The sequence below is a fragment of the Streptomyces sp. cmx-18-6 genome (genome assembly GCF_046548915.1).
Classification (GTDB): Bacteria; Actinomycetota; Actinomycetes; order Streptomycetales; family Streptomycetaceae; genus Streptomyces.
On record NZ_JAEBEP010000008.1, the window covers coordinates 300479 to 314652 of the forward strand.

Consider the following 14174-nt stretch of genomic DNA (forward strand, 5'->3'; position numbering starts at 1 on the left):
ATCGATGAGGAGAGCCGTACGCCCTCTTCTCCCGGAGGTCCGTCATGCAACTGCGCAGCAGGAAGCTCCCGCGGGACGCCGTGCACCATCCGGTCTTCGCCCGCTTCTACGCCAGGATGAGCGTGACGGCCGACCTCAGGGGCGGCGTCGCCGCGTACCGGCAGGAGCTGCTGGCGGGGCTCTCCGGCCGGGTCATCGAGATCGGCGCGGGGAACGGGCTGAACTTCGCCCACTACCCGGGGGCTGTCTCGGAGGTGGTGGCGCTGGAGCCGGAGCGTTCGCTGCGGCAGCTCGCCGTCCGTTCCGGGCTGCGCGCCGAGGTGCCGGTGGATGTGGTGCCGGGGGCGGCGGAGGCGCTGCCGGTCAAGAGCGAGGCGTTCGACGCGGCGGTGGCCTCACTGGTGCTGTGCACGGTACGGGATCTGCCGAGGGCCCTCGCCGAGATCAAGCGGGTCCTGCGGCCGGGCGGCGAACTGCGGTTCTTCGAACACGGCCTGGCCCCGGGCAGAGCTCTGGCGGCGGTGCAGCGCACGGCGGACCGGACGGTGTGGCCGCTGCTCTTCGGCGGCTGTCACACGGCGCGGGACCCGCTGGCCGCGATCGAGGCGACGGGCTTCGAGATGGGGACGTACCGCAGGCTGCGGATCCCGGAGAAGGGGGTGCGGTTCCCTTCGTCCCCCTGCGTCCTGGGCGTGGCCCGCAAGCCGTTCGGCGAGCCGCCTTCGCGCTGAGGGCGTGCGCGGGTCCGCCTTCGCGCTGAAGCCGTGCGCCCGAACCGCCTTCGCGCTGAGTGCGCGGGTCCGCCTTCGCGCTGAAGCCGTACGCCCGAACCGCCTTCGCGCTGAGTGCGCGGGTCCGCCTTCGCGCTGAAGCCGTACGCCCGAACCGCCTTCGCGCTGAGTGCGCGGGTCCGCCTTCGCCCTGTAGCCGTACGCCCGAGCCGCCTTCGCCCTGAGGCCGTGCGCGGGTCCGTCGTCCCGAAGCGGAGGGGCCGCCTCACACGCTCCACTGGCGCAGCTCGTCCGCGATGGCCCGCACGTCGGCCTTGCCCTGCTTGACCAGGAGGGCCAGATCACGCACCTGCTCGGGCGAGGTGATGACTTTCAGCCCGGAGGCGACGAGATAGCCGTACGCGACGGCCGAGGCGAACATCGCGTTGGACCGTTCGAGGGCGGGGACGTGCAGCAGCAACTGCAACAGGGCCGCCGCCCGTGCGTGCGGGTCGCTGTAGACGGCGCTGCCGAAGATCTCCGCCTCGTGGCGGGCGACCGCGGCCACGAGCGCGCCCCAGTCGACGACCTGGGGGTCGCCGGGGGTCTTGTGCTCGGCGACCATGAGCAGCCAGGAGAGGTCGATCCGCAGATTCAACGGGTGCCTTCGCGCCGGGTGCCTTCGTGCTCCGGGCCGAACTCCTCGGCGAAGACCGACTCGTACTGCTTCATGAAGTCGGCGGCGGCCTCGACGAAGGTGTGTCCCACCTCGCCGGCGTCCTGCTTGACGAGCTCTTCTATGTAGCGGTTCACGCTCATCCCCCTCTGGAGCGCGCGCTGCCGCGCGGCCTCGGCGGTGGCCTCGTCCACTCGAACGTTCAGCTGAGTCTTGGGCACTCTTCCAAGCTAGCGCGGTCGCGCTAGCACCGGCAAGGGGAGGGCGCGGGCCCTGGGGAAAGCGATCGACTTCCGGAGCGGGCGGGTGGTGGGATGGCCGCCATGAACGATCTCTCGACACGGTCCGCGACCGCGGCCGATCTGGACGGGGTGCTCGCCTTCTGGAAGGCGGCCGCGGAGGGCGTCAGCATCAGCGACGACGCCGACGGGGTCGAACGCCTGGTGCGGCGGGATCCGGACGCCTTGATCCTCGCGGAGCGGGAGGGGGCGCTCGTCGGCACCGTGATCGCGGGCTTCGACGGCTGGCGCTGCCACCTCTACCGGCTGGCGGTCCATCCGGAGCAACGCCGCAGGGGCGTCGGCAGCGCCCTTCTCGCGGCGGCGGAGGAACGGTTCGCCGCCCTTGGCGGACGGCGGGCCGACGCCATGGTGCTCGACCGCAACGACCTCGCACAGCGGGCCTGGCACGCGGCCGGATACGGGCCCGAGGCGCAGTGGAGCCGCTGGGTGAAGCACCTCACGGCCTGAGGCGGTACGGCGGGGGCCGACTGGGCACACGCTCTACGATGAGCCTTCTTTCCGTCCCCCCGCCTCGTGAAAGGTGTGAGCGTCCGCCCATGGGCGAGCCTCCCGATAGCCGTCACGGCAGCCGATATGTCAGCCGACCCCGCGCGATCCTTCCGCCCCTGATCGATCATGGGACGGAGGTGAACCGATGACCGAAGTGCTTCTGCTGCTCGTCGCCCTCCTGCTGTGCGTCGCCTGCGGCGCGTTCGTCGCCGCGGAGTTCTCCCTGACCACCGTGGAGCGCGGCGAGCTCGAACAGGCTGCCGAGCGGGGCGAACGGGGCGCCGCGAGCGCCCTGAAGGCCGTACGCAGCCTGACCTTCCAGCTCTCGGGCGCCCAGCTCGGCATCACCGTGACCAACCTGGTGATCGGGATGCTCTCCGAGCCGTCGATCGCCAAGCTCATCCGCAGCCCCGTCGAGGCCGCGGGCCTGCCTCCCGCCGCCGCGTCCACGCTGGCCCTCGTCATCGGTACGGCGCTGTCCACGGTGGTCCTGATGGTGGTCGGCGAGCTGGTGCCGAAGAACTGGGCGATCTCCTCGCCGCTGTCCGTGGCCAAGGCGGTCGCCACCCCGCAGCGGGTGTTCACCGCCGTGTTCCGGCCCTTCATCAGCCACCTCAACAACACCGCGAACCGGATCGTGCGCCGCTTCGGCCTGGAGCCCACCGAGGAGCTGGCCTCCGCGCGCAGCCCCCAGGAGCTGGTCGCGCTGGCCCGGCACTCCGCGAAGGAGGGGGCCCTGGAGGCGGACACCGCCGAGCTCTTCGTACGGACCCTGAATCTGGCGCAGCTGACCGCGGAGAACGTGATGACCCCACGGGTCCAGGTGACCGCCCTGGAGGTACGGGCGACGGCCGAGGACGTCGCCAACGCCACCCGGGCCACCGGCCTGTCCCGCTTCCCCGTCTACCGCGGCAGCCTCGACACCGTGGTCGGCGTGGCCCATATCAAGGACGTTCTGGCGGTCCCGGCCGACGAACGCCCCCGTAAACGGGTCTCGGAGATGCTGCGCGAACCCCTGCTCGTACCGGAGACGCTCACCGTCGACCGGCTGCTCGACCAGCTGTCCGGCAAGCTGGCGATGGCGGTGGTGATCGACGAGTACGGCGGTACGGCGGGCGTCGTGACGCTGGAGGACATCGTGGAGGAGGTCGTCGGCGAGGTGCGCGACGAACACGATCCGCACGAGACGCCCGACCTCGCGGCCGCCGGTGAGGACGCCGACGGCCGCACGCTGTGGTCGGCCGACGGGGCGGCCCGCACCGACCAGCTCAGCCGGATCGGGCTGCGGGTGCCCGAGGGGCCCTACGAGACGCTGGCCGGGCTGATCGCGGCCGAGCTCGGACGGATCCCGACCGTGGACGACACCGTCGAGCTGGCGGGCTGGCGGATCGACGTCGTCGACGACACGGGCCGCCGGGCCGCGCGGGCGCTGCTGCACGCGCCGCTGCCGGGAGCCGAGGAGCGGGCGGAGGAGACACGGTGATCGTCCTTCAGCTCTTCATCGGACTGCTGACCCTGGTGGTCAACGCCTTCTTCGTCGGTGCCGAATTCGCCCTGATCTCGGTACGCCGCAGCCAGATCGAGCCGGAGGCCGAGGCCGGGAACCGGCGGGCCCGCAGTGTCATCTGGGGGCTGGAGCACGTCTCCGCGCTGCTGGCAGCCGCCCAGCTCGGGATCACGCTGTGCACCCTGGTGCTGGGCATCGTGGCCGAGCCGGCCATCGCCCATCTGCTGGAGCCGGTCTTCGACGCGGTGGGGGTGCCGCATCCGCTGGTGCACCCGCTCTCGTTCGTGATCGCGCTGAGCGTGGCGACTTATCTGCACATGCTGCTGGGCGAGATGGTGCCGAAGAACATCGCGCTGGCCGAACCGGCGCGCAGCGCGCTGCTCCTCGGCCCGCCCCTGGTGGCGGTGGCCCGGGCGCTGCGTCCGGTGATCTTCACGATCAACGCCTTCGCCAACGCGCTGCTCAAGCTCCTTCGGGTGGAGACGAAGGACGAGGTCTCCGCGACGTTCTCGGACGACGAACTGGCGCGGCTGGTGAAGGACGCCGGGGACGCCGGGCTGGTGGACGACCGCTCGGCGGAACGGCTGCGGCACGCCCTGGAGCTGGGCCGCCGTCCCGTACGGGATGTGGTCATGCCGGTGGACCGGGTGCTGTACACCAGGGTCGGCACCACCCCCGAGGAGCTGGAGCGGCTCTCGTACGAGTCCGGGTTCTCCCGTTTCCCCGTGATGAACGACGAGGGGCGCATCCTGGGCTACCTCCATGTGAAGGACGCCCTGGACGCCACGCCCCGGGACGCGCCGTTCCCGGTGACGGCGCTGCGGCCGATCGCCCGGGTGCGGGCGGCGACCCCGCTGGACGACGTGCTCACCGCGCTGCGGCGCAGCCGGACCCATCTGGCGGCGGTGCTCGACGAGGACGACCGGCTGGTCGGCATGGTGACGATGGAGGACGTCCTGCGCGAACTCGTCGGGAGGGCGCAGTCGCGCTGAGCGCCCGGTGCGCGGGTTCCCCGTACCCGCCGTTCGGCCGGTACGACGGTTCCCGTACCGGCCGGACGGTACGGGCGACGGTCGCGGTAGGATCGGTGGGCCATGGAATTGAATGCCTCCTACACCAGTCTCGTCGCGGTCGGCGACTCGTTCACCGAGGGCATGTCGGATCTGCTCCCGGACGGCACCTACCGGGGCTGGGCCGACATCCTGGCCTCCCGGCTCGCGGCCCGGTCTCCCGGATTCCGTTACGCCAACCTCGCCGTGCGCGGAAAGCTCGTCGGCCAGATCGTCGAGGAGCAGGTGGGCGCGGCGGCCGCGATGCAGGCCGATGTGGTCACCCTCGTCGGCGGGCTCAACGACACGCTGCGCCCGAAGTGCGACATGGGCATGGTCAGGGGGCGGCTCGAAGAGGCCGTGGAGCGGCTCGCCCCGTCCTGCAAGCAGTTGGTGCTGATGCGCAGCCCCGGGCGCAACGGCCCGGTGTTCGACCGGTTCCGTCCCCGGATGGAGGCGCTGTTCGCCCTGATCGACGATCTGGCCGACCGGCACGGCGCCGCGGTGGTCGACCTCTACTCCGCACCCTCGCTCAGCGACCCCCGTATGTGGGACGCCGACCGGCTGCACCTCGCCGCCGAGGGGCACCGGCGTGTGGCGGAGGCGGTCTGGCAGACGCTGGGCCTGCCGCCCGAGCTCGACTGGCAGGCGCCGGTCCCCGCCTCCCTGCCGCCGCGCTGGGCGAACCGGCGGGCCGACGACCTCCGCTTCGCCCGCCGCCACCTGGGGCCCTGGATCGGCCGCCGCCTCACCGGCCGGTCCTCCGGCGACGGCCGGACGGGCGCCCAGTTCGACGCCGGTACGGCCTCGGCCTTCTGGATCACGCCGGCGGACGCCGCGTCGCCAGGCCCGGTGACGGGGTGGAACCGGGCGCAGGACCTTCCGCAGCCGGGGCCGGCGGGGGAAGGTGAGTAGCCGGCAGCACGGGGCCGGAGTCCGGAGCACCGGGCCGGTACCGGCAGCACGGGGCTGGAATCCGCAGCGGCGGGCCGGTACCGGCAGCACGGGGCCGGAATCCGCAGCGCCGGGCCTGAGCGCGTGCGGGCCCCGATCGCTCGGGGCCCGCATGGCCCTCGCCCCTCGCGCCTCGCCCCCGCCCGCTGTTCACGCCCGGCGCAGTGCTGAGCGGCCAGCGAAGCGCGCCGAGTCGCCCAGCTCCTCTTCGATCCGGATCACTTGGTTGTACTTCGCCGTGCGGTCGGAGCGGGAGAGCGAGCCGGTCTTGATCTGACCGCAGCCGGTGGCCACCGCGAGATCCGCGATGGTGGTGTCCTCCGTCTCGCCCGAGCGGTGCGACATGACAGCCGTCCAGCCCGCCCGGTGAGCGGTGGCGACGGCGGCCAGCGCCTCGGTCAGGGTGCCGATCTGGTTGACCTTGATCAGGACCGAGTTGCCGACGCCGGTGCGGATGCCCTCGCGCAGCAGCGTCTCGTTGGTGCAGAACACGTCGTCGCCGGTGAGCTGGCAGCGGTCGCCGACGCGGGCGGTGAGCTCGCGCCAGCCGTCCAGGTCGTTCTCCGCCATCGGGTCCTCGATGGAGACGATCGGGTAGGCGTCGATGAGCTTGGCCAGGTAGTCGGCGTTCTCGGAGGGGGTGCGGCGCACCCCCTCGCCCGCGTAGTCGTACACCCCGTCGCGGAAGAACTCCGACGAGGCCGGGTCCATGATCAGGCCGATGTCCGTGCCGGGGCGGTAGCCGGTGCGCTCGATGGCGGTGATCACGAAGTCGAGCGCCTCCTCGGCGGTGCGCAGGGCGGGCGCGAAGCCGCCCTCGTCGCCGACGCCGGTGGAGTGCCCGGCGGCCAGCAGATCGCGGCGCAGGGTGTGGAAGACCTCGCTGCCCATCCGGACGGCTTCGGCGAAGGTGTCCGCGCCCACGGGGGCGATCATGAACTCCTGGAAGTCCAGCGGGTTGTCGGCGTGGGCGCCGCCGTTGACGATGTTCATCATCGGCAGCGGCAGGAGGCGGGCGTCGGCGCCGCCGAGGTAGCGGTAGAGGGGTTGGCGGTGGGCGGCCGCGGCGGCCTTGGCGGTGGCGAGGGAGACGCCGAGGATGGCGTTGGCGCCGAGCCGGGACTTTGTCGCGGTGCCGTCGAGGGCGATCAGCGCGGCGTCGAGACCCGCCTGGTCGGCCGCGTCCCGGCCGCGCACGGACGCCGCGATCTCCCCGTTGACGTGGGCCACCGCACGGTCGACGCCCTTGCCGTGCCAGCGCGCGGTGTCCCCGTCGCGCAGTTCCACGGCCTCCCGGGCGCCGGTGGAGGCGCCGGAGGGGACGGCCGCGCGCCCCAGGGACCCGTCCGCCAGGACGACGTCGACCTCGACCGTGGGGTTGCCCCGGCTGTCGATGATCCGGCGGGCGGTGACGGTCCGGACGGCGGTGACGGGCTCGATGCCGGCGTCGGTGGTGCCGACGGGTCCGGATGCCTCTGCGGACATGGGAGTTCCTTCCCGTTGTCATGTGCCGTGGCCCGACTGCGACGACGCTGGCGCTGAGCCCGACAGCATCGAACCCTACAGCAATACTGCTTAGTTTTGCTGTACACCTTTGCTGTGCAGGTCAGCCGCACAGTCCCGCCGACCAGCGGGGTAAAGTGCCCTATGCCCACCCCGGAAGCCGCCGCCATCGCCGCCGAACTGCGCACCGCGATGGGCAAGCTCACCCGACGCGTCACCCACGAGGACCGCATCCCGCTGGGCCAGGTCGCCGTGCTCGGCGTACTCGACCGCGACGGCGCCATGACCACCAGCGACCTCGCGGCCGACCAGCGCGTACGCCCCCAGTCGATGGCCCGGGCGGTGGGGCTCCTCATGGAACAGAACCTGATCACGCGCCGCGCCCACCCCACGGACGGCCGGAAGTCGCTGGTCGAGCTGTCGGACGCGGGCCGGGCCGCGCTCGAGGCTGAGCGCGGCCGCAGGGTCGGCTGGCTCGCGCAGGCCATCGAGGCCGAGCTCACGGATGAGGAGCGAGCCCTGCTCGCACGGAGCGCCGGCCTGCTGGAGCGGCTCGCCACACGCTAGACGCCCTGCCCAGCGGGGTCCGTCCGACGACGCGACGGCCCTGTGACGTGGGACGAAGGGGCGGGGGCGGAGGAGCACGCACACGCCGGCAGTAGACTCCCTCCACGTGACTGCTGTGTCTGCGAAGCCTCGCATCCCCAATGTCCTGGCCGGCCGCTACGCCTCTACGGAGCTGGCCGTCCTCTGGTCCCCCGAGCAGAAGGTGAAGCTGGAGCGTCAGCTGTGGCTGGCGGTGCTGCGCGCTCAGAAGGACCTCGGGATCGAGGTGCCCGACGCCGCACTGGCCGACTACGAGCGCGTGCTCGACCAGGTCGACCTGGCGTCGATCGCCGAGCGCGAGAAGATCACCCGGCACGACGTGAAGGCCCGCATCGAGGAGTTCAACGCCCTCGCGGGCCATGAGCAGGTCCACAAGGGCATGACCTCCCGGGATCTGACGGAGAACGTCGAGCAGCTGCAGATCCGCCTCTCGCTTGAGCTGATGCGCGACCGCACCGTGGCCGTGCTGGCCCGGCTCGGCAAGCTCGCGGCGGAGTACCGCGAGCTGGTGATCGCCGGTCGCTCGCACAACGTCGCCGCACAGGCGACGACGCTGGGCAAGCGTTTCGCGACTGCCGCCGATGAGCTGCTGGTGGCCTACGGACGGCTGGAGGACCTCCTCTCCCGCTACCCCCTGCGCGGGATCAAGGGGCCGGTCGGCACGGCACAGGACATGCTGGACCTGCTCGGCGGCGACGCCGGGAAGCTCGACGATCTGGAACAGCGCATCGCCGGTCATCTCGGCTTCGCCCAGGCGTTCACCTCGGTGGGCCAGGTCTACCCCCGCTCGCTCGACTACGACGTGGTGACCGCCCTGGTGCAGCTCGCCGCGGCGCCCTCGTCGGTGGCGAAGACCATCCGGCTGATGGCCGGCCACGAGCTGGTGACCGAGGGCTTCAAGCCCGGCCAGGTCGGCTCGTCCGCGATGCCGCACAAGATGAACACGCGCTCCTGCGAGCGGGTCAACGGTCTGATGGTGATCCTGCGGGGCTACGCCTCGATGACGGGCGAGCTGGCGGGCGACCAGTGGAACGAGGGCGACGTGTCCTGTTCCGTGGTCCGCCGGGTGGCGCTGCCGGACGCGTTCTTCGCGTTCGACGGTCTGCTGGAGACCTTCCTGACGGTGCTGGACGAGTTCGGGGCGTTCCCCGCGGTCGTGGCGCGTGAGCTGGACCGCTACCTCCCCTTCCTGGCGACCACCAAGGTCCTCATGGGCGCCGTGCGGGCCGGGGTGGGCCGCGAACTGGCCCACGAGGCGATCAAGGAGAACGCCGTCGCCTCCGCACTGGCGATGCGGGAGCAGGGCGCCGAGCGCAACGAGCTGCTCGACAAACTGGCCGCCGACGAGCGCATCCCGCTGGACCGTGCGCAGTTGGACGCGCTGATGGCCGACAAGCTGTCGTTCACGGGCGCGGCCGGCGACCAGGTGACGGCGCTGGTGTCCCGGATCGAGGAGATCACCAAGCAGCACCCCCAGGCCGCGGCCTACTCCCCCGGCTCGATCCTGTGACCGGCCCCGCCCTCACCGCGTGACCCCGGAAGAGCTCCGCGCCGCCCGCGACCGCATCGTCCCCGATGTGGCCGCGGGCGGGCTGCGTGTGCTCTTCTGCGGCATCAACCCGAGCTTGACGACCGCCGCCACGGGCCATCACTTCGCCCACCCCGGCAACCGGTTCTGGCCGGTCCTCCACCGCTCGGGCTTCACTCCCCGGCGGCTTCTGCCCTCGGAGCAGTCCGAGCTGCTGCCCCTCGGCCTCGGCATCACCAATGTGGTGGCCCGGGCGACGGCTCGGGCGGACGAACTCGGCGCGGACGAGTTCCGGGAGGGCGGGGCGGCCCTCACCGCGAGGGTCGAGCGGCTCGCGCCGGCGTGGCTCGCGGTCGTCGGCATCACCGCCTACCGCACAGCTTTCGGAGAGCCCCGCGCACGGATCGGCCGGCAGGAACGCACGATCGGCGGCGCCCAGGTGTGGGCCCTGCCCAACCCCAGCGGCCTCAACGCCCATTGGACGATCGCCACGATGGCCGAGGAGTACGCCCGCCTTCGTGAAGCCATCCCGGCATCGGCATCGGTGTCGGTGTCGGTGTCGGTGTCGGTGTCGGCATCCGCAGCGGCATCCGCCTCAGCAGAGGCGTCGGTATCAGCAGCGGTGTCCGCATCGAACCCTCCCGGCTGACGCCCCGGCCGGCAGCCGGCCTCTTCCGTCCGGATCAGGGCGGGTCGACGACCGTCACCAGGACCGTCAGCTCGCAGCCGGGCCCGCCCTGCTCCAGGACCAGCCCGATCGCGATCCATCGCTCCTCGACCCGCCACAGGCGGACGAACTCGCACCCGGCCACCGGATCCGCCCAGGGCTCCGGTATCACCTCGCCCGTCATCATCCGCTCCTGCGCGCTCCACAGGCTCACCACCTGCGGCTCGCCCCAGCGGGCGGTGAGAAGCGTGAGCAGGGCGTCGTGCTCCGCCAGGCACTGCGCCCGGTGCTCGGGGCCGGCCGGCTCGTCGTCACCCCACGGCTCATGGTCGGTGCGCAGGAATGCCGTGTGATAGCCGGGTCCGCTGACTCCCGAGACCGACGGCAGGCGCTCCAGGGGGAATTCCCTGGTGCGCATCCCGTCGATGAGGCGGAGATGGTGTGCGGTCGTCATGACGTCAGTAAACCGTCCGGCACTGACAGCCCGTGCCCTGGCCCCCGGGCTCAGGCGTCGCGCTTGCGCACCGCCCACCACCCCGCCAGGAGCGCGGCAGCCGCCCAGGCTGCTGTCACGGCCAGCCCGGACCATGGCCCGAGACCGCCCTCCGGGTTCTGGTGCAGCACCAACTGGCCGGCGCGGTCGGGCAGATACCGCACCACCGAGGTCGCGACGTCCACGAAGACGAAGGGGACGATCAGGAGGAACGGTATGAGCAGGCTGAGCACCGCGACCGCACTCCGCAGGAGCGCCGTGAGCCCCGCCGCGAGCATCGCCATCAGTGCTAGGTAGATCCCTCCCCCGAAGGCCGCGCGCAGCGCACCGGGATGCCCCAGGTCGATCGCGTACTCCCCCAGGAAGAGCTGACCGACCAGGAACGCGGCGAAGCTGGTCAACAGCCCGACCACGAGCGCCGCACCACCGATGGCCGTCATCTTCGCCGCGTAGAAGAGGGAGCGGCGGGGCACCGCGGAGAGCGAGAGGCGCAGAGCGCCGTTGAGGAACTCCGAGGAGACCGCCGTCGCACCGAACGCGATGGCCGCGATCTGCCCGAAGTTCAACGCGTAGAAGGCGTCGAAGACCGGTTCGGCTCCCGCCCGCTGGGCCTGCTTCTGGCCGATGGTGCCGAGAGCGAGCACGGTGACCGTGAGCGTGGCGACGAGGACGGCTGTCAGGGAGCCGTAGATGGACCGTACCGATCTGATCTTGATCCACTCGGAGTGGAGTACTGCCGTCAGGGTCATGGTCACGCCTCCTGGTGAGTGCTGGGAGTGGACGCGGCGAAGGGAGTGTCGTCCGCTGTGAGGTCGAGGTATGCCTGTTCCAACGTGGCTCGCTCATCGCCCAGTTCGAGCAGGGGAATTCCTGCCTGAGCGGCGAGCGCACCGATCTCCTCCGCGGTGGCGCCGTCGATCGCCCAGCGGCCGTCCTCGGCGCGCACCGCGTTCAGGCCCCGGGGAGCCAGCGCGGATTGGAGCTTGGCCGATTCGGTCGTTCGCAGGCGTACGCGGGGGCGGCTGCGGGAGTCGATGAATTCGCCCATCGGCAGGTCGGCGAGGAGGCGGCCCCGGCCGAGCACCACCAGATGGTCGGCGAAGGACGCGGTCTCGTTCATGAGGTGGCTGGAGACCAGGACCGTCCGGCCCTCGCGGGCGAGCCTCTTCATCAGTTCGCGTATCCAGATGATCCCCTCGGGGTCCAGCCCGTTCGACGGCTCGTCGAGCATCACCACCCCCGGGTCGCCGAGCAGGGCGGCCGCGATGCCGAGGCGCTGGCGCATGCCGAGGGAGAAGGTCCTGATCCGCCGTGCCGCCACGTCACCGAGCCCGGTCTCGTCCAGCACGGCTCGCACCCGCGAGGCGGCTATCCCGTTACTCGCGGCGAGCACGGACAGGTGGCTGCGCGGTGTGCGCGAGCCGTGGGCGGCTTGGGCGTCGAGCAGGGCGCCGACCGTGCGCAGTGGTCGGGCGAGCTCGGCGTAGGGCCGCCCGCCGATGGTGGCCGTGCCGCCGGTCGGCCGGTCCAGGCCCAGAACGAGGCGCATGGTCGTGGACTTGCCGGCGCCGTTGGGTCCGAGGAATCCGGTGACCCTGCCCGGTCGCACGCGGAAGCTGAGGCGGTCCACCGCCAGGGTGGCTCCGTACGCCTTGGTGAGTTGGTGGACGTCGATGCTGGTCATGTCCTCAAGCCTGGCCGCCGCACGCGACTCCCCGCTTCCCCCGCCGGTGGGGTTGGTATCCCTCTCGTGGGGGAGCCGTCGTGCGGGGGCCGCTGGGACGATGGAGCCATGCACCGCATCCTCACGCCGTTGACCAGCGCGGTCACGTACAGCCGCTGGTTGCACATGCTCATTCCGGCCGCCGCGGCCAGCGTGTGGTTCTTCGTCTCCGACACGTTCTGGGCGCCCCTGCTCTTCGCCGTGCCCATCGGGCTGATCCCCGCGATGCGGCTCGAGGAGGGGTTGCAGGCGCAGTTGCTGCTGACCCCGTCCGAGCGCGGGCAGCCCGACGCCTCCATCGCGGTGGCGTCCTCGTCGAGTTGGGCGGAGCGGTGGCGGACCGTGCTCTGGCTGGAGGTGCGGCTGCTGATATCGGGGGCGGCGATCCTGGCGCTCTGGCTGCCCGTGGCCTCGATCGAGCTCGTCCTGTCGGCGGCGGGCAGACCTCCGGGCGGGCTGGTCGAGGGGGTGAGTCCGCACTGGTGGAACGCCCTGCTGGCGCCGCTGCCGATCGTTCCGCTGCTGGTCCTGGTGGTGCTCGGAGGGCGGCTGAGCACGGCGGCCGCCCGTTGGCTGCTGGGGCCGTCGTCGACGGACCGGCTGAGCGTGCTGGAGGAGCTGACCGAGCAGCTGTTGGAGCGCAATCGGATGGCCCGGGAGCTCCACGACTCCATCGGCCACGCGCTGACGGTGGCGGTGGTGCAGGCCGGTGCGGCGCGGGCGGCGAACGATCCGGTGTTCACCGAGCGGGCGCTCGCCGCCATCGAGGAGACGGGGCGCGACGCGCTGGAGGACCTGGAGCGGGTGCTGCGGGTGCTGCGTGAATCCGGGACGCCCGTGAGCCGGCGGCCGACGCTGGCAGAGGCCGGGCGGTTGCTCGACTCCGCGAGGAGTTCCGGGGCGAGGGTCGACGCGCGGGTGTCCGGGGATCTCGGCCTGGTCCCGGCGCCGGTGTCGCGGGAGGGGTACCGGATTCTTCAGGAGAGCCTGACCAACGTGCTGCGTCATGCGGGACCGGTCACCGTTCGGGTGACCATCACGTTGGCCGCAGGGCGGCTGGAGCTGGAAGTGGTGAACCCGCTGTCGGGGGCGGCCGGTCTGCCGGGGAGCGGCAGTGGTCTGCGCGGTATACGGGAGCGGGCCGCGCTGCTGGGCGGGAAGGCCCGTATGGAGTCGCGGGAGGGCGAGTGGAGGGTGCGCGTGAGCCTTCCGCTGGACGGCATACGCTGGTCGGATGCCGTTCACCGTTCTTCTGGTCGATGACGAACCGCTCGTCCGGGCCGGCCTGCGCGCAGTGCTGGAGGCGCAGCCCGACATCGAGGTGGTGGGTGAGGCGGCCGATGGCGCCGCGGTGCTCCCTCTCGTGAACCGGCTGCGGCCCGATGTGGTGGCCATGGACGTGCGGATGCCGCTGATGGACGGCATCGAGGCGACCCGGCTGGTCCTGCGGACGGTGCCGACACCGCCGAAGATCCTGGTGGTGACGACGTTCGAGAACGACGAGTACGTCTACGAGGCGTTGCGGGCCGGGGCCGACGGCTTTCTGCTGAAGCGCGCGAGGCCGGCGGAGATCGTGCACGCCGTGCGTCTGGTGGCGGAGGGAGAGTCCCTGCTGTTCCCGGCGGCGGTCCGCCGGCTCGCGGCCGAGTACGGCACGACCGAGGCGCGGGCCGCTCTGGATCGGGCCGCGCTCACCGACCGGGAGGCGGAAGTGCTCCGGTTGATGGCGCGGGGCCTGTCGAACGCGGAGATCGCCGCCGGGCTGACCGTGGGCATCGAGACGGTGAAGACCCATGTCAGTTCGATTCTCGCGAAGTTGGGGGCCCGGGACCGTACGCAGGCGGTCATCGCGGCGTACGAGTCCGGTTTCGTCGCTCCGAGCTGACGCAGGTTGCGGCTCGATACCGGCTTGCGGCGCTGCTCGCAGGGCCTGCGAGCAGCGAGTACGATCCGGCAGACATGCGCAC

The 14174-nt window shown here is 71.8% G+C and carries 15 protein-coding genes and 1 pseudogene; 10 read left to right on the plus strand and 6 right to left on the minus strand.

All coding sequences use genetic code 11. The features are described from left to right. Positions 1–44: 44 nt before the first annotated feature. Positions 45–731 (plus strand): class I SAM-dependent methyltransferase, encoded by a 687-nt coding sequence (locus ACLJPL_RS20850; RefSeq protein ID WP_411082375.1) that lies wholly within the window; start codon positions 45–47, stop codon positions 729–731. Between the two features lie 265 nt (positions 732–996). Here the strand turns inward: ACLJPL_RS20850 and ACLJPL_RS20855 are convergent, their stop codons facing one another. Then, a complete protein-coding gene (locus ACLJPL_RS20855) occupies positions 997–1368 on the minus strand; it encodes a fic family toxin-antitoxin system, toxin component (protein ID WP_109166801.1) in 372 nt (123 codons plus the stop codon). Continuing rightward, entirely contained in the window at positions 1365–1607 is a 243-nt protein-coding gene (locus ACLJPL_RS20860) for an antitoxin (protein WP_411082376.1), read from the minus strand. Before ACLJPL_RS20860 ends, ACLJPL_RS20855 begins: the two co-directional genes overlap by 4 nt. A gap of 93 nt (positions 1608–1700) precedes the next feature. Here ACLJPL_RS20860 and ACLJPL_RS20865 point away from each other — a divergent pair, with 93 nt between their 5' ends. The 4 genes from ACLJPL_RS20865 (at position 1701) to ACLJPL_RS20880 (ending at position 5648) form a co-directional block, all read left to right on the plus strand. Beyond that, entirely contained in the window at positions 1701–2135 is a 435-nt protein-coding gene (locus ACLJPL_RS20865; RefSeq protein ID WP_411082377.1) for a GNAT family N-acetyltransferase, read from the plus strand. Between the two features lie 187 nt (positions 2136–2322). Then, the gene (locus tag ACLJPL_RS20870; protein ID WP_411082378.1) at positions 2323–3660 is read left to right on the plus strand and encodes a hemolysin family protein; all 1338 of its coding nucleotides are present in this window, start codon (positions 2323–2325) and stop codon (positions 3658–3660) included. Next, entirely contained in the window at positions 3657–4676 is a 1020-nt protein-coding gene (locus ACLJPL_RS20875) for a hemolysin family protein (protein ID WP_411082379.1), read from the plus strand. Before ACLJPL_RS20870 ends, ACLJPL_RS20875 begins: the two co-directional genes overlap by 4 nt. A gap of 102 nt (positions 4677–4778) precedes the next feature. Further along, complete coding sequence (locus ACLJPL_RS20880) at positions 4779–5648, plus strand: SGNH/GDSL hydrolase family protein (RefSeq protein ID WP_411082380.1); 870 nt, start codon at positions 4779–4781, stop codon at positions 5646–5648. A 189-nt stretch (positions 5649–5837) separates the two neighbouring features. Here the strand turns inward: ACLJPL_RS20880 and eno are convergent, their stop codons facing one another. Then, positions 5838–7172 carry a phosphopyruvate hydratase gene (eno, locus tag ACLJPL_RS20885; protein WP_411082381.1) on the minus strand — a complete coding sequence of 445 codons (1335 nt, stop codon included), beginning with the start codon at positions 7170–7172 and terminating at the stop codon, positions 5838–5840. 162 nt (positions 7173–7334) lie between these two features. Between eno and ACLJPL_RS20890 the strand changes: the two genes are divergently transcribed. The 3 genes and pseudogenes from ACLJPL_RS20890 to mug form a co-directional block, all read left to right on the plus strand. Continuing rightward, positions 7335–7757: a MarR family winged helix-turn-helix transcriptional regulator gene (locus ACLJPL_RS20890; RefSeq protein WP_411082382.1), complete on the plus strand. Its 423-nt coding sequence runs from the start codon at positions 7335–7337 to the stop codon at positions 7755–7757. Positions 7758–7863: 106 nt separating this feature from the next. Continuing rightward, positions 7864–9306: an adenylosuccinate lyase gene (gene purB / locus ACLJPL_RS20895; RefSeq protein ID WP_411082383.1), complete on the plus strand. Its 1443-nt coding sequence runs from the start codon at positions 7864–7866 to the stop codon at positions 9304–9306. A gap of 19 nt (positions 9307–9325) precedes the next feature. Beyond that, a pseudogene (gene mug / locus ACLJPL_RS20900) lies at positions 9326–9862 on the plus strand (G/U mismatch-specific DNA glycosylase); the annotation flags it as partial. Positions 9863–10007: 145 nt separating this feature from the next. Here the strand turns inward: mug and ACLJPL_RS20905 are convergent. Genes ACLJPL_RS20905 through ACLJPL_RS20915 form a run of 3 tightly spaced genes read right to left on the minus strand, consistent with a single transcriptional unit; the run spans position 10008 to position 12168 of the window. Continuing rightward, positions 10008–10445, minus strand: a complete 438-nt coding sequence (locus ACLJPL_RS20905) for a hypothetical protein (protein ID WP_411082384.1) — start codon at positions 10443–10445, stop codon at positions 10008–10010. Between the two features lie 50 nt (positions 10446–10495). Then, positions 10496–11233, minus strand: a complete 738-nt coding sequence (locus ACLJPL_RS20910; protein ID WP_411082385.1) for an ABC transporter permease — start codon at positions 11231–11233, stop codon at positions 10496–10498. A 2-nt stretch (positions 11234–11235) separates the two neighbouring features. Then, the gene (locus ACLJPL_RS20915; RefSeq protein WP_411082386.1) at positions 11236–12168 is read right to left on the minus strand and encodes an ABC transporter ATP-binding protein; all 933 of its coding nucleotides are present in this window, start codon (positions 12166–12168) and stop codon (positions 11236–11238) included. Between the two features lie 108 nt (positions 12169–12276). Here ACLJPL_RS20915 and ACLJPL_RS20920 point away from each other — a divergent pair, with 108 nt between their 5' ends. Beyond that, positions 12277–13470 (plus strand): sensor histidine kinase, encoded by a 1194-nt coding sequence (locus ACLJPL_RS20920; RefSeq protein ID WP_411082387.1) that lies wholly within the window; start codon positions 12277–12279, stop codon positions 13468–13470. Beyond that, the gene (locus ACLJPL_RS20925) at positions 13442–14092 is read left to right on the plus strand and encodes a response regulator (RefSeq protein WP_411082388.1); all 651 of its coding nucleotides are present in this window, start codon (positions 13442–13444) and stop codon (positions 14090–14092) included. Before ACLJPL_RS20920 ends, ACLJPL_RS20925 begins: the two co-directional genes overlap by 29 nt. Positions 14093–14174: the final 82 nt, after the last annotated feature.